Here is a 15,710-nt window from a genome sequence, read left to right on the forward strand (position 1 = left end):
TGGGGAGAAATGCAACATAGCAGATAAATCCCGCTACGATTTTAGCATTTTTTTTCGTGGTTGCAAGCAGCCCAAATCTGTCCACATTTCTAAAGCGGCTGCAAATATACATCATTTTTATCAAACTTTATACATATCTTCCATTTTTTTTATCTATCTTTGCAACCGATATAATATATTATATAATAACGTTTTAGAAGATATGAAAAAACTGCTTTACTTGCTTACGGGCATAGTGGCAACCACATTCACTGCCTGCGTAAGCATGAATGAAGATAACTTCCCTTCGGGAAGAGAATTGTCGGGAGACGAAGGTATCCTTGTCTATGATGTTGCATGTCCTGATGATGCCCTTAACTTTATGGATTTGGAATTTACATACGTTGATTTCGACTCTGTATCGCTAAAGACTGTTACCAAGACTGAGCGAATAAGCAAACGCAGCGAAAACAGCAATGTGTTCTATCTTATTATCGGCAGCGGACGACAAGATACAATAACTAACGAATTGTCTCAGAATACGATAGAGACAGTTTATCTTAACACTAACAACTCAACATATACAAAGGAGTATATGGATCATTACTTTGCATACAGCAAGTTCATAAAAGTACCTTATGGCAGAGAAGGCTTTGAGTTGAGCGTGAAATATACAACAAAGACTGGCGGCGAGATTGCATTGACCAGGAAGTCTGATGAGGGCGAGATAACTGCTCTTATTGGTCGCGCAAGCGGTCTTATTCACCGCCGTGCAGCAAACGATGGTCTTACACAGCTCGACTATCCTCCATTCCTAGTTTACGGTCTTGCAAACATTGCACCAGAAAATGCAGCAAGTTACCTAAGATCGATGGAAGACTATGATTGGTTGAACTCATACGCTACATTCCCATCATACGAGTTTGCAAAGACTCACAAATATATAATGTCGAGCGTAAAAGCATACGAAGATTGTTACGGTGTAAACTACACTCAGAAGAACGATCTTAGCAAACTTTTGCAATAAATTATTTTACAAGATAAGATGATAATCCCTCTGTTTGTTTTCTCAAACGGAGGGATTTTTATTTATAAACAACCTAAGACCTAAAATTTTTTTCTTTAGGAATACTAATCAGAAGAATATTTGCACCATACACATTTATTTATAATACACAAGTTCGGCATAAGTAATTAATCTATAACATGTAAAACAAAGAATCATTATGCAGAAAAAGCCTAAAAAAACTTCAAACTACGGTGGTAGTAAGTTTCAAATAAGCCGATAGCAAGGAGGTAACAAGGGGATAGTAAGCCGGAAAGTAAGGAGAAGATACGGGGTAGGAACGGAGTAGCTACGGGGTAGGTTCGGGCAAGGTACGTCCAAGATACGTTCAAGGTACGAGGAAGCAAGCCACATATAAGCCATACCTGCTTACTATTATTTAGCAAAGGTATACGATCCATAGCTAATAAAAAGCCATTAATTCCTTTACAAGATAACGTAAAATTTAGCCAAACATAATAGGTCATTAGAAGCCATAAAAATAGTACACCTGATAAAGATATGAAAAATGAGATATGTATAAATGGTGGTCATTAGAAAATACCATTTTCAAAAAAAACTCATTTTCAGATATTTACAAAGAAGATCCTAACAACATATTTTGTTTAAAATCAATACATATTAGAAGAGCTGCATAAAAAAACAGAAACGTCCAAGAATAAAGTCTCTTGAACGTTTCTATTCACGAGTAATATAATTGTAGTTTCTAATGGGTTCTATAGATTTTTTAATTTATCAAAGTAAATATAACTTCGCCCTTCAGTATGCCCAAGTAGTACATTGTACCTGTTGTTGTGTGCTTAGGACTTCCAAGAGCATTTGTCAAGCCATCAACCTTCGAATTCTTCAATCTGTTGTAAGCATTCGTTGCATTAACATAAGGAACAACATCGTCACCCTTTGAATGGTAGAACTTCACCACAGTTGTAGGACTCCAACCTTTTGTAAGGTTGTTTTTCTCAAGACATTCGGAGATTAGTTTGTACTCGTTACTGCTATGGTCGAAGAACTTGCTGCTCATAATCTTAGACAAGCGACGTGAGCCGACCTTCTTCTCAATCATCTCGTTAAGTTCGTCAACCGTATAGTTTTTGCTTGCCACAGCCTGAAGTATGCCAGCATTGAGGAAAGCAGAAGTAAAATAATCCTCAACCTTAACATTCTTCATCAAAGTTGGATAGCCAGCCTTCATACCCATTACGATGAGCGGCAACACACATGGATAAGCAATCTCATCCTGCTGAACGTAAGTGTTCATCGTTGCTGTTGGATCGTAAGGACCGCCGCCACAATAAGTTTTCTTTAACTTAAGAAGCTGCTTTGTAGAGTAGTCGCAATTGTTCTCGATGTACTTCTGAGTGGCGAGGGCTACCGCGCCACCCTGAGAGTAACCGATTGTATAAGTATAATAGTCCTTTTCCATCTTCATCTTCTTAGTCTTTATGAAGGCAAGGGCAGCCTTAACGCAATCTACGTTGTTACGCGCCGTAAGTTCTTCACAAAGGTAAGGATGAGTAAGGTTAGATGTGTAACCGTAACCAATATAATCAGGACATACCACAAGTGCGTCACCACTGCACAGACCTAATGAATAAGGGTCTTTCTGTGATGGACACTCCGAATTGTCGCACATAGTGTAGTGACAATCCAAGCAGATATAGTCTGGGTCATGATAACCGTAGAAGACACCTTTTGGATAAGCAATCTTGGAAGAAAGTTTGATTGTGTTTCCATTAGCATCGACACTATTATAATATAGTGTATAAGTTTCGTACCTCCAAGTAACGCCCCTTGTTGTCTTCACGTTTGCGTCATCAAGCTCAGAGTATATCTCCTCGCCCAATTTGGCACTCTTCTGAAGAAATTCTTTCTTCAGTTGCTCTACATCTTGCTCCTCCTGAGTAAGGCGAGTAACCTTATTACTATTACCGTACAGATGTTCGGCAAATTCCTCAGGAGTGTAAGACGCAGAATCAGCAACCTCGAAAAATACGTCATCAAGTCCAGACATCACGTCTGCTTCTGCCGTCTGTTTTTCATTTTCATAACTTACTTCTGTGTACTCATCATTGGCACAAGAAGTGATTGTAAGCGCAGCAACAAATGCTGCAACATACATGATGTTTCTCTTCATAAAATCTCTAAATTCTTAAATTTAATTGGTATTATAAGGTAAAGCAAGATTGGGTTTAGAACCTTTTTCTTTGTCGGAGCAAATTTACACTATTTGAAATTTTTGGTACAATATTATCGAATCATTAAATTAGTAAAATCGATTCATGTATAATATTTGAACAGATTTTACCAATTTTATGCGTTAAAAATCCTATTATTTATGTTATTATTACTTATTTTTGTAGCAGTTTTTATATTTAAATAAACTATAATTGAACAAACAATGGATAGAATTGTAAAAGTTATTCGTTATTTTATTTTATTTAATGTGCTATTTGGCGCTTTAAAAGGTGTGAATATTAAAGCACAGACAAATACAATAACATGGGACGAATTTGTACAACAACTGATTGACGACGATGAATCGGAAACACAAGGAGTTGAAACATTGGTAGAACAACTTTATGAAATCTACAACAACAAGATTGACATAAACAAGGCTACCCAGAACGACCTGAGACAACTTCCATTCATCGACGAGAAGGACATTGAGAACATTTTGCAGTACGTTTATGTGTACGGTCCTGTGAAATCGCTGTCAGAACTTCAACTTGTTAACAAACTCGACTACAAGAAACGAACCTTTCTCGAACTATTTCTGACTGCCTCTAACAACACCACTACCGAGGTGACCTACCCATCACTCAGGCAGATTTTGAAATACGGAAGAAGCGAACTGGTGGCTCGCACCGACATCCCGTTAGGGTACAAGAAAGCTGGATACAAGCATTATTCGGATAGTATTCTGAAGAAATATCCGAACAGAAAGTACAACGGAAATGCTCTTTATCACAGCATAAGGTACAACTTCCATTACAAAGACAATCTTTACCTTGGTTTCACGGCAGAGAAGGATGCCGGAGAGCCTTTCTTCAAAGGCAGCAACAAGACGTTCGACTTCTATTCGTTCTACTTGATGCTTCAGAACATCGGAATTGTTAAGCGAGCAATAGTTGGCAGATACAAACTCTCGTTCGGACAAGGATTGGTTCTGAATTCGGGCTTTCAGTACGGAAAAAGTTCGGCGTTACACTCGCTTAACAACAACGGCGGAATAAAGAAACACTCATCGACAAGCGAATACGGATTTTTCACAGGCGCGGCAGTTACTATTAACAATAAACACTATGAACAGACTGTTTATTACAGTTATCAACCTATGGACGCTACGCTGACAAACGACTCGTTGATAAGTACGATAAAAGATGACGGACTTCACAGAACCAAATCAGAAATTGACAAAAAGCATAACATATATAATACACTTGCAGGCAGCAACATAACATTTACTTTCAACAATTTTAAGGTTGGAGCAACGTTTGTTTACAACCATTTCAACACGGCGTTTAAAGAACCGACCTTATATTATAAGGAATTCGACCCGGTTGGAAGCACTTTTTATAACGGTAGTGTTAATATTGAGTATGTTAACAGATTTGTTAATTATTCGGCAGAGATAGCAACTTCAAACAGCGGAGGAATAGCCGCAATAAACTATATCAACATCTCTCCAGTTCTGGGATGGAACATTGTGTGCATCCCTCGGTTTTACTCGTACAGATACAATGCCATCTATTCTAACTCATTCTCGGCAGGAAGCAAGGCAAAGAACGAGAGAGGATTGTATCTGGGCACGACTTTCGACATAAACAGATATTTCAAGCAAGAACTCTACGGCGACTGGTATTATTTTCCGAAGCCCAAATATCTGGTAACTGCTTCATCGCACGGAACAGATGTATATTCGCTTACAACGTGGGAGCCAACACGAAGTTTCAGTCTGTCGGCAAGATACAGAGGAAAACGCAGTCAGAAGGACTACAAGATTGACAAAAACGAAAAAGTTCTGGCAACATATTGGCTTCACACAGCCAGACTTCAGGGAACGTTGAGCGTTAGTCAGTTTAAGTTCAAGACAACAGGCTCATACAGCCTTTACAGGTCTAAATACACATCGAGCAGAGGCTTTCTTGTTCAGCAGAGTGTAGGCTATGCAACGAAGAACAACAAGTTCAAGACAAATCTCGATGCTACTTTTTTCAACACCGACGACTATGACAGCCGAATCTATGCATACGAGCATAATTTGCTTTATACCTTCTCTTATCCTTCGTTCTACTCGCACGGCATGCGCTATGCACTTACAAGCAAATACACTCCGCACAAAAATATCAGCATTCTTCTTAAGGCTGGAATGACTAGGTATACCAACAAAGATAAAATAGGCAGCAGTCAGGAAGAAATAAATTCCAATCACAAGCAAGACCTTCAGGTACAAGTAATGTATAAGTTTTAGAAAAATAACTATTTATTGTTTTATTCTCGCTAAAAAATTATACATTTGCAACGAAATGCGTGAGTTTATTAAAAATATAGTGCTTATAGTATTTTTATCACTCTGCCTGCCGGCTACGGCACAGAGCGATAAGGATAAATACGACCCCGGCGAACCTATTGCCGCACCAAGAATAAAGATTGGCAAGTGCTTGTATAGGGGCGATACTATTGCATACGTAGAGTTACAAAACATTTACATCTATCCTAAACTTGTGTTTAAAAATGATAGAGAGATGGCTCGATATTACAAGCTTGTACGAAATGTAAAGAAAACTCTTCCGATTGCAAAGCAAGTAAATCAGACTGTAAAAGAGACATACGAAATTTTGGAGACTCTGCCAAACAAAAAAGCAAAGGACGCTCATATAAAACGCGTTGAGAAAGGAATTAAAGAGCAGTACACTCCGCAAATGAAAAAACTTACATACGCGCAAGGCAAACTGCTTATAAAACTGGTTGACCGAGAGTGTAACCAGCCAGCATACGAACTTATAAAGGCGTTTATGGGATCATTCAAATCGGGATGCTATCAGGCATTTGCCTCGGTTTTCGGCGCAAGTCTGAAGAAAGAATACAAATCCGAAACAGATGACAGACTCACAGAACGAGTTGTTCTTCTGGTTGAAAACGGACAGTTATAAAAAAATAAAATGAGTATCAGAATTCTGAAACTCATTTTATTTTGTATTCACCTAAAGTTAGCAGAGCCACTATTTTATTTAAATTTAAAATTTTCTTTATACAAAGCGAAACGTATACAACAAGAACGCTTAATGGTAATGCTATCAACAACTGCATAAAAATGGATGAATATGGTATAATTGACTCAATCCCTACAATTTTATATCCTACAAACGGCACATTATAAAGAAGAAAAGCATGCAAAATGTATATTTCCTTTGTTTGCGAGCCTATATTTATTAAATAAGAATTTATCTTCTTTGGAATTTTATGCAAATACTTCATAAACAAACTCCAGAAGAATAAAATAAGAACAAAAGTCCTAAATTTTACAAGATAATCAAAATACTCATCTTTTATTATACATGACACATCAAAAATAATATTCAACGAAAATAATACTACCAACAAAAGTAGAGTATAGAATACATAATTTTCTTTAAACCAATTATTTACTTTATTGAACTTCCTTAAGAAAACTCCTAACACCAAGAAAGGTAAATAACCAATATTATCAGTTAATATCCAGTAATCGCCAAATACATATAACAGTTTAACGTAAGTTAACATGTTTAATAAAACATACAATAATACAAATTCGGCAAAGAGGATATAGTCATTCTTTATAGAAAGTCTGCTGTTTATATATTGAATAATTACGCAAAACAAATAGAATTTGAATAAAGCATACAAAAACCAATAATTATTCGAAAAATCAGTTTTCCATATAAATGAATACAACAATGACATTACAAATGCAGGAAGAAGCAATTGCAAAAATTTCTTATATATCTGATTCATAGCTTCTTTGGCTGTTATTTTACTGTCTCTATAAATAAAGTATCCAGAGATTGTAAAGAACAATGGCATATGAAAAGCATATATCCAAGTTTGTAAATTAGGTAGGACAATCTGCTTATTCAGATACAAATTAGGAATTACGTGACCTACAACCATCAAGAATATTGCAAAACCACGCAAGGCATCAATGTATTCAATACGCTTCATATATAAACTTAAAGTTAAAATCAAAGCAAGCACATTTACAAATTAATATTAAGTAAATTACAAATTAATATAAGTAAATTACAAATTAATATAAGTAAATTACAAATTAATATTAAGTAAATATGCTTGCCGTTATCTTACTTATTTCTTTGCATCATAAGCATGCTTTGGATAGTCGAGAGTGTAGTGCAAACCTCGGCTTTCCTTTCTCTCAATAGCCTGACGAGTAATGAGATATCCAACATTTATCATGTTACGCAACTCGCAAATATCCTTTGTTGCTTTTACACGCTTGAAAAGATTCTCAGTCTCTTCATAAAGAATGTCGAGACGAGTCCATGCTCGCTTAAGACGAAGGTCGCTGCGGACAATGCCAACGTATGCGCTCATTATCTGGCCAACCTCTTTAACATCTTGAGCAATAAGCACTTTCTCCTCGTTGGTAAGAGTACCTTCATCGTTCCATTCAGGAACTTGGTTGTTATATTCATATTCATCTATGTGCTCGATGCTGTGCTTTGCTGCTGCATCGGCATAAACAACAGCCTCGATAAGTGAGTTTGAAGCCAGACGGTTTCCGCCGTGCAAGCCTGTGCACGAACATTCGCCAACGGCATACAAGCGCTTGATGCTTGAACAAGCGTTCAAATCTACCTTTATACCACCACACATATAATGAGCAGCCGGAGCAACCGGAATATATTCCTTTGTAATATCAATGCCGATGCTCAGACACTTTGCATATATGTTAGGGAAGTGCTTCTTTGTTTCTTCGGGATTCTTATGGGTTACATCCAAACAAACGTGGTCGAGTGCGTGAATCTTCATCTCGTTATCGATGGCACGGGCAACAATGTCGCGCGGAGCAAGACTCAGACGCTCATCGTACTTGTGCATGAATTCCTCACCATTAGGCAGACGGAGAATGCCGCCGTATCCGCGCATAGCCTCGGTTATAAGATATGCAGGATGAGTCTCAGCCGGATTGAACAGCGAAGTAGGGTGGAACTGAACAAATTCCATATCCTGAACAGTTCCCTTGGCACGATAAACCATAGCAATACCATCGCCTGTTGCAATGTTAGGATTTGTTGTGGTTGAGTAAACGCTTCCTGTTCCGCCAGTAGCGATAAGAGTTACCTTGCTGAGATATGTATCAATCTTGCCAGTATCAGGATTGAGGATATAAGCACCAAAGCACTCAATATCAGGAGTGCGGCGAGTTACCTCAACGCCCAGATGATGCTGGGTTATTATTTCAACGGCAAAGTGATTTTCGAGAATCTCTATATTTTCGTTGGCACGAACGGCGTTCATCAGTCCGCGCTGAATTTCGGCACCGGTATCATCGGCATGATGAAGAATACGAAATTCTGAGTGTCCTCCCTCGCGATGAAGGTCGAACTCTCCGTTTTCCTTCTTGTCGAAATGTACTCCCCACTTAACCAACTCAGCAATCTGCGAAGGTGCATTCTTCACAACCTTCTCGACGGCAGCCCTGTCGCTTATGTAGTCGCCAGCCACCATTGTGTCTTCAATATGCTTTTCAAAATCATCTACCAGAAGATTTGTTACCGAGGCAATGCCTCCCTGTGCCTTAGCGGTGTTTGCCTCCTCAAGTGTAGTCTTACATACGATGGCTACTTTTCCTTTATTAGAACGTGCTACTTTTAAAGCGTAGCTCATACCGGCTACACCTGAACCGATAATTAGAAAATCGTATTTTTTTATCATGATGATAATATAAAGTTGGTGCAAAACTATTAAAAATAGTTGGAAAATTTGTAAATTGCCCGCCAAAATTCACTTATAAAGAACTTATATGAACAGAATATTTCATATTAAAACTAATTTTTACGTCTACATATACATTATAGTACTTGCAATATTAGTTTTCGCAATGTTATGGCACAAGAAACCTTTAATAGCATTACCCCTAGCCGTTATGCTTATTATTATTATCGACAAAACCATAAAAGGCACATACACTATAACCACCGACGGCAATTTAATAGTATATCAAGGCACGTTTAGAAGCAAAATTATATTACCTTTGCAGTCTGTAACAAAAATAGAGCGGATACGAAAATATGGCATCAGCGTAGTGGTTCTGCACTACGACTATTGCAAGCATATAGGACTTACGCCGCTGAAGGAAGACGAATTTATAAGAATGATAGAGAAATTCAACAAAGATAATGATAAAGAGATTCTTTAGCATTTTTATTGCCTTTTTAGCATTTGCAGGTAATACATTTGCACAACTTAAACATAATAATCCATATAACGATTACGAGACCACAGCCGATACCATCGAGACGCTTATCGACCGCATTGACAGCGACGGCAACCTGAAGTGGCCTCAGAACTTGCAATACAAACTTGCAAAACTTATAAAGAGCGACTATCTGCAAACATCGCAGATAGGAATATGCGTGTACGACCTCGATTCTGACTCGCTGCTTTTCAGCGTTAACAGCCGACAACTTTTCCGCCCGGCATCTACCGAGAAGGTTATAACAGCCGTGGCTGCTCTATCGCAACTCGGAAGCTCTTATCATTTCGACACCACACTCTACGGAAAAGGTATTCATTCGGGAAACTCATTCAACGGCGACATTTATATTGTAGGCGGATTCGACCCTGCCTTTGGCGACGTGGAGTTAAACTCGATGGTTCTTGCCGTTCAGAAAACACTCGGAACAAAGGTGAAGGGCAGAATAATAGGCGACATCACGATGAAAGATACTCTGTACTGGGGCGAAGGCTGGTGCTGGGACGACAATATGCCTCGCCTTGTTCCGCTTCTTTACAACCGAAAGGACAATTTCCTGCCTTCGTTCAAAAGCAAGATGAGGGAGAAACGAATAGAATTCTCAGGCTCTTTTAAATACGGAACTTGTCCAAAAGACAGTAGCATGATTCTTGTTAAGAGATGCAGCCACTCTATCGATGACATCCTTACGCAAATGATGAAAAAAAGCGACAACCTCTATGCCGAAGCTATGTTCTACCATCTGGGCAAGACAAGCGGCAAAAAGCAGATTTCTTACAAAGACTCGCAGAAAGCCATAGAGCACACAATAACTCTGGCAGGCTATAATCCTAAGAATTACCGAATTGCAGACGGAAGCGGCGTATCGTTATACAATTATGTATCTCCCGAACTTGAGGTTGGAATTCTGCGATACGCATATCAGCACACCGATATTTATCAACATCTTTACCCATCGCTCCCGATTGCCGGAGTTGACGGTACTCTTGCAAAAAGAATGCAATCAGGCACGGCTTTCAAGAACGTAAGAGCAAAGACCGGAACGGTAACAGGCATCAGCAGTCTGGCTGGTTTCTGCACCGCAAAAAACGGTCATCTGCTTGCCTTCTGCATAATAAACCAAGGAATAATGAAGACTTTCATAGGGCACAGATTTCAGGATAGTGTGTGCCAGATTCTAACAGAATAAAAGAAGAGCGCAGATTTTTATTTTCTGCGCTCTTTTTTTACATATTTTTATCAGGAATTATAATAGCCATTGCAATATACAGCAGCAATGCCGTAAAACACGATGCAAAAGTTATAATAACATAACCTATACGCACAATAGAAACATCTACGTCAAGATATTCGCCCAAACCGCCGCAAACGCCTGCGATTACTCTGTCGTTAGACCTCATTAGTTTCTTCTTCTTCTCCATAATAATATATATTTTTTAGATTCCTAACTTTGCAGAAATGTCAAGCATCTTCTGGATTGGCTTTACTGCCTCTTTTGCCACGCTTTCAGATACCTCTATTACAGGCCACTCATACCTGAGGGTGTTGTAGAGTTTCTCGAGAGTGTTAAGGCGCATGTAGTTGCACTCGTTGCAAGCACAGCCAGCATCATCGGGAGGTGCAGGAATGAATGTCTTCTCGGGGCATTGCTTCTGCATCTCGTGAAGAATTCCGCTTTCTGTAGCTACGATGAAAGTCTTCTTGTCGCTCTTAACAGCATATTTAAGAAGTGCGGCAGTTGAGCCAATAACATCGGCACACTTCTGAACCGCGCCCTTACATTCAGGATGGGCAAGAATAACGGCATCTGGATTATCAGCCTTAAGTTTAAGAATTTTCTCTACGCTGAATTTCTCGTGAACATGGCATCCGCCGTTCCACAAAAGCATTTTTCTGCCAGTAACGGAGTTGATGTAGTTTCCGAGGTTGTAATCGGGGCCGAAGATGAGTTTCTCGTCGGCAGGAAAACTGTCAACAATCTGCTTTGCGTTCGAAGATGTAACCACAACATCGGTGAGAGCCTTTACGGCCGCCGTTGTGTTTACATAAGAAACAATCTTGTATCCCGGATGCTCTTCTTTATACTTTTTCAAATCCTCAGCCTTGCAACTGTCGGCAAGAGAGCAGCCAGCGTTAAGGTCGAGCACAAGCACCTTCTTGTTTGGACAGAGAATCTTGTTTGTCTCGCCCATGAAATGAACACCGCACATCACGATGATGTCGGCATCGGTCTTGGCAGCCCACTGAGCCAATGCCAGAGAATCGCCCACGAAATCGGCAATGTCCTGAATCTCGCCTTCGGTGTAGAAGTGTGCCAAGATGACGGCATTCTTCTCCTTACACATCTTTCTTATTTCAGCCTTTATATCTGTTCCCTCGTTGACGGGTTCGTTTACAAAACCACTTTTCAACCATTCTTCCTTAATCATATTATTATATAATTTTATTTATTTTATTTTGAAGAAAATTTTATGATGATAATGATTGTCTGTTTATATGGTTTAAAAAAAAGCAGCGTTAAAGTTGCTTTTTAGGTTATTGTTTCGGGAGCGAGAGTTATAAAATAATTCTCAACATGCCTAAAGTGCCGTGTGATGGGGCATAAGGCTGATGTTTTCCCTATTTTTAACATAGTGTTAATACGTTGCAAAGTTAAAATCTTTTGCAGAAAGAGGCTAATAAAAATCCAATATTTTTGGGTTTAAATTTCATTTATATTTTTCTTCTAACTTATTTGGATATGTTGTGCCAATGGCTGTATATAATATTTTTCGAAATCGGCAAGAATAGTTGTTTTTTTCTTTTAATAAGTTTTAAATTACTTTTTAACCTCTTTTAAACTATAATTACTATCTTTGCTTCGTCTTTAATTTATTATCATAAAAACTAAACAGCATTAAAATGAAAAAATTATTTCTGTTAGCACTGTTGTTTGTATCGTTGTATGCAAAAGCACAGGAGCCTGAGATTGGTGTAATGCCTGATACTCCTAAAATTGAATGTCATTTTGACAAGTATCTGGCTGCGCCATACTACTTCGACAAGGAGATGGCGAACATTGCTCGAGGTACAATCAAGGAGATTGAATACAAGTCTTTCACCGTTGGAACAACGCGAAAGGCTACAATCTATCTTCCACCAAATTATTCAAAGAAAAAGAAGTATCCTGTTCTGTATCTACTGCACGGAATTGGTGGCGACCACAAGGAGTGGATGCTCGGCGTACCTAATATAATAATGGATAATCTATATGCCAACAAAAAGGCTAAGGAGATGATAATTGTGATGCCTAACGGACGTGCCATTCCTAACGACAAGGCTGAGGGCGATATTTTCAGTCCGGACAAGGTTAAAGGCTTCGAAATTTTTGAGAGAGACCTTTTGACCGACCTTATACCTTATATAGAAAGTAAATTTAATGTTTATACCGACAGAGAGCACAGAGCCGTTGCCGGATTGTCGATGGGCGGCGGACAGTCGCTTAACTTCGGACTCGGCCACATGGATACATTTGCCTATGTAGGAGGTTTTTCTTCAGCACCAAACACAAAGATGCCCGAACAACTTATTCCTGATGTTGCAAAGACAAAGAAGGAGAACAAACTTTTGTGGATGGTATGCGGAAATGAAGACGGCTTGATGTTCAACAGTTCGCGCCTTAAGAATTTCTGCGACAAGAACGAAGTTCCATGTACGCTTATCGAATATCCCGGAGGAAAGCACGATTTTGTGGTTTGGAAATACGGACTTTATAATTTTGCACAACTTATATTTTAAGTAAAAAAAACGAGGAATGAAAATAAACTCATTCCCCGTTTTTTTATTATTTGTTTTCGTTCTCTGCAATGAATTTGAGCAGACGCTCAACGGCTTCTTCTTCCGGAATGTTTTTCTCAATACATTCTTTCTTTTTGTAGAGCGAAATTTTTCCTCTGCCTGCGCCAACATATCCGTAGTCGGCATCAGCCATCTCGCCCGGACCGTTAACGATGCAGCCCATAATTCCAATCTTCAGGCCTTTTAGGTGCGATGTTGCCGCCTTTATCTTGGCTATTGTTTCTTCGAGATTGTAGAGCGTTCTTCCGCAGCCCGGACACGAAATATATTCGGTCTTGCTGGTTCTGAGGCGTGCTGCCTGGAGAATGCCGAATGCCGTGGCATCAACATCATCTGCCGAGAGATTGCCAAGATTAAGAAGCATTATTCCATCGGTAAAACCATCGAACAGAAGCGCGCTCATGTCTGCGGCACTCTCAAGTTGGAAATCGCCCTTCTCTTCCTGGCTTTTGTTGTAATGCTGGAAGAAAACTATTGGGTTTTGCAAACCTTCGCTCATAAGTTGGTGGGCGAGGGCTCGATGCTCGCCAATACGATTTTGGTGATTGCTCTGCGAGATTACCACTACTTCCGGGTGATATTTAAGACAAGCGATAGCCTCGTCGGTGCAAGCCATGTAAGGCAAAAATAAGAATTTAAGCGGTGCCTGACATGCGCTTATGTAAAGCAACTGATCGTAACGGAACACTGGCCATGTGTTAGCCTCGCCGTCCCATCTGTCGGCATCTACGATATAATCCTTGGCTATGCGCTTTTCTGGTGCAGGCAGATTCTGTCCGCAGTAAACATAGTCGGGAGTGAAATCGGCATTGGCAACAGAAGTACGCTTGCCTTCAATGTCGGCAGCAATAACCACCGGCTGGTTGTCTCCGCCAATGTTGCGGACAGCCTTAGTAGCGCGGCGCGATGGCTTTGTAAAGTTGAAGTTCTTGTCGGCAATTCCCGGAATGTACTGATGTCCGGCTCTCTTGCCTATGTATTCAACAAGATGCTTTGCCACAGGAATTTCAGCCTCGGGAGCCTCACTCAGCGAAACTCTAATGGTGTCGCCTATGCCATCGGATAGCAACGCGCCTATTCCAACTGCACTCTTAATACGTCCGTCTTCGCCGTCGCCAGCCTCGGTAACTCCAAGATGGAGTGGAAATTTCATATTTTCCTTCTGCATAACTTCGACCAAAAGACGCATACTCTGCACCATAACTACGGTGTTGCTCGCCTTTATCGAGATTACCACATCGTTGAAGTTTTCTTTTACGCAGATGCGAAGGAATTCCATGCAACTTTCAACAATGCCTTCGGGAGTATCGCCGTAGTGGCTCATTATTCTGTCGGAAAGCGAGCCATGGTTTACACCAATTCTGATGGCTGTGTGATTCTCCTTACATATATTAAGAAAAGGTACGAACTTTTCTTCAATCTTCTTTAGTTCCTGAGCATATTCCTCTTCGGTATATTCAAGATGCTTGAATGTGCGGGCGGCATCTACGTAGTTGCCCGGATTTATTCTCACTTTCTCGGCATAGAGAGCAGCCACGTCGGCAACGTGAGGGTTGAAGTGAACATCGGCAACCAAAGGCTGATTATAACCTTGTGCACGCAGTTTTGCGTTGATGTTCTTTAGGTTTTCAGCCTCTCTTACGCCTTGAGTTGTAAGACGGACAAGTTCGCCGCCGGCATCGATAATGCGCTTGCTCTGCTCAACGCAAGCATCGGTATCCATAGTAGACGTGTTTGTCATGCTCTGAATCCTTACGGGATTTCCGGCACCAAGACACGTGTTTCCTACATGAACCTCTACAGATTCTCTTCGCGAGTAGTTAAAAAAATCTGTTTCCATTTAGTTACACTTGAACTTATATTTTATTTCGCTCAACTCCTTGTTGGCATTTACAATCTTCTGCTTCAGTCCTTCTTTGTATTCGGCAAGATTCTTTGCTAGATTTTCGTCGGAAAGTGCAAGCATCTCGGCAGCCAGAATTGCAGCGTTCTGTGCTCCGTTCACACCAACGGTAGCCACCGGAATGCCCGGAGGCATCTGAATGATGCTGAGCATAGCGTCGAGTCCGTCGAGCATACCTTTGATAGGAACGCCGATAACCGGAAGGGTAGTGCTTGCTGCGATAACTCCAGGAAGAGCAGCAGCCATTCCTGCGCCGGCAATGATAATCTTTACGCCGCGGCTCTTTGCATTTCGTGCAAACTCTTCAACCTCGTTTGGAGTGCGGTGAGCCGAAAGAGCGTTCATCTCGAAAGGAATCTGCATCTCTTCCAAGAATTTTGCAGCCTTCTCCATAACCGGAAGGTCGGAAGTGCTGCCCATTATAATACTTACAATTGCATTCATATTTA

General features: G+C 40.1%; 13 protein-coding genes. 6 read left to right on the plus strand and 7 right to left on the minus strand.

Features of this window, described 5'->3' with window-relative positions; genetic code table 11:
• The first annotated feature begins 202 nt into the window (after positions 1-202).
• Positions 203-1,006: a hypothetical protein gene (locus T538_RS0103955; protein WP_031532287.1), complete on the plus strand. Its 804-nt coding sequence runs from the start codon at positions 203-205 to the stop codon at positions 1,004-1,006.
• 766 nt (positions 1,007-1,772) lie between these two features.
• Here T538_RS0103955 and T538_RS0103960 read toward each other — a convergent pair.
• Positions 1,773-3,179 (minus strand): lipase family protein, encoded by a 1,407-nt coding sequence (locus T538_RS0103960; RefSeq protein ID WP_031540822.1) that lies wholly within the window; start codon positions 3,177-3,179, stop codon positions 1,773-1,775.
• A 333-nt stretch (positions 3,180-3,512) separates the two neighbouring features.
• On the opposite strand from T538_RS0103960, the gene T538_RS0103965 reads away from it, so the two are divergent.
• Together T538_RS0103965 and T538_RS0103970 are read left to right on the plus strand one after the other, a co-directional pair.
• Positions 3,513-5,516 (plus strand): helix-hairpin-helix domain-containing protein, encoded by a 2,004-nt coding sequence (locus T538_RS0103965; RefSeq protein WP_031540823.1) that lies wholly within the window; start codon positions 3,513-3,515, stop codon positions 5,514-5,516.
• Positions 5,517-5,571: 55 nt separating this feature from the next.
• On the plus strand, positions 5,572-6,198 hold the full coding sequence (locus T538_RS0103970; protein ID WP_034538844.1) for a DUF4294 domain-containing protein: 627 nt from the start codon (positions 5,572-5,574) through the stop codon (positions 6,196-6,198).
• Between the two features lie 31 nt (positions 6,199-6,229).
• On the opposite strand, the gene T538_RS0103975 is transcribed toward T538_RS0103970, so the two are convergent.
• Together T538_RS0103975 and nadB are read right to left on the minus strand one after the other, a co-directional pair.
• Entirely contained in the window at positions 6,230-7,246 is a 1,017-nt protein-coding gene (locus tag T538_RS0103975; protein ID WP_031532291.1) for an acyltransferase family protein, read from the minus strand.
• Positions 7,247-7,387: 141 nt separating this feature from the next.
• Entirely contained in the window at positions 7,388-8,980 is a 1,593-nt protein-coding gene (nadB, locus tag T538_RS0103980; RefSeq protein WP_031532292.1) for an L-aspartate oxidase, read from the minus strand.
• 211 nt (positions 8,981-9,191) lie between these two features.
• Here nadB and T538_RS0103985 point away from each other — a divergent pair, with 211 nt between their 5' ends.
• Both T538_RS0103985 and dacB read left to right on the plus strand, forming a co-directional pair.
• Positions 9,192-9,464, plus strand: coding sequence for a PH domain-containing protein (locus tag T538_RS0103985; protein WP_139185369.1), 273 nt, complete (start codon positions 9,192-9,194; stop codon positions 9,462-9,464).
• Positions 9,445-10,710, plus strand: coding sequence for a D-alanyl-D-alanine carboxypeptidase/D-alanyl-D-alanine endopeptidase (gene dacB / locus T538_RS0103990; RefSeq protein ID WP_031532294.1), 1,266 nt, complete (start codon positions 9,445-9,447; stop codon positions 10,708-10,710). The genes T538_RS0103985 and dacB overlap by 20 nt, the downstream gene beginning before the upstream one ends.
• Before the next feature lie 37 nt (positions 10,711-10,747).
• Here the strand turns inward: dacB and T538_RS0103995 are convergent, their stop codons facing one another.
• Positions 10,748-10,942, minus strand: a complete 195-nt coding sequence (locus tag T538_RS0103995; RefSeq protein WP_031532295.1) for a PspC domain-containing protein — start codon at positions 10,940-10,942, stop codon at positions 10,748-10,750.
• Positions 10,943-10,957: 15 nt separating this feature from the next.
• Positions 10,958-11,950, minus strand: a complete 993-nt coding sequence (nadA, locus tag T538_RS0104000) for a quinolinate synthase NadA (protein WP_031532296.1) — start codon at positions 11,948-11,950, stop codon at positions 10,958-10,960.
• 472 nt (positions 11,951-12,422) lie between these two features.
• Between nadA and T538_RS0104005 the strand changes: the two genes are divergently transcribed.
• A complete protein-coding gene (locus tag T538_RS0104005; RefSeq protein WP_231497059.1) occupies positions 12,423-13,298 on the plus strand; it encodes an alpha/beta hydrolase in 876 nt (291 codons plus the stop codon).
• Between the two features lie 46 nt (positions 13,299-13,344).
• On the opposite strand, the gene T538_RS0104010 is transcribed toward T538_RS0104005, so the two are convergent.
• Positions 13,345-15,198: a 4-hydroxy-3-methylbut-2-en-1-yl diphosphate synthase gene (locus tag T538_RS0104010; protein ID WP_031532298.1), complete on the minus strand. Its 1,854-nt coding sequence runs from the start codon at positions 15,196-15,198 to the stop codon at positions 13,345-13,347.
• Positions 15,199-15,705 carry a 5-(carboxyamino)imidazole ribonucleotide mutase gene (purE, locus tag T538_RS0104015; RefSeq protein ID WP_031532299.1) on the minus strand — a complete coding sequence of 169 codons (507 nt, stop codon included), beginning with the start codon at positions 15,703-15,705 and terminating at the stop codon, positions 15,199-15,201.
• Between the last annotated feature and the right edge of the window lie 5 nt (positions 15,706-15,710).

This window comes from Bacteroides sp. Ga6A2 (genome assembly GCF_000702225.1).
Taxonomy (GTDB): domain Bacteria; phylum Bacteroidota; class Bacteroidia; order Bacteroidales; family Bacteroidaceae; genus Ga6A1.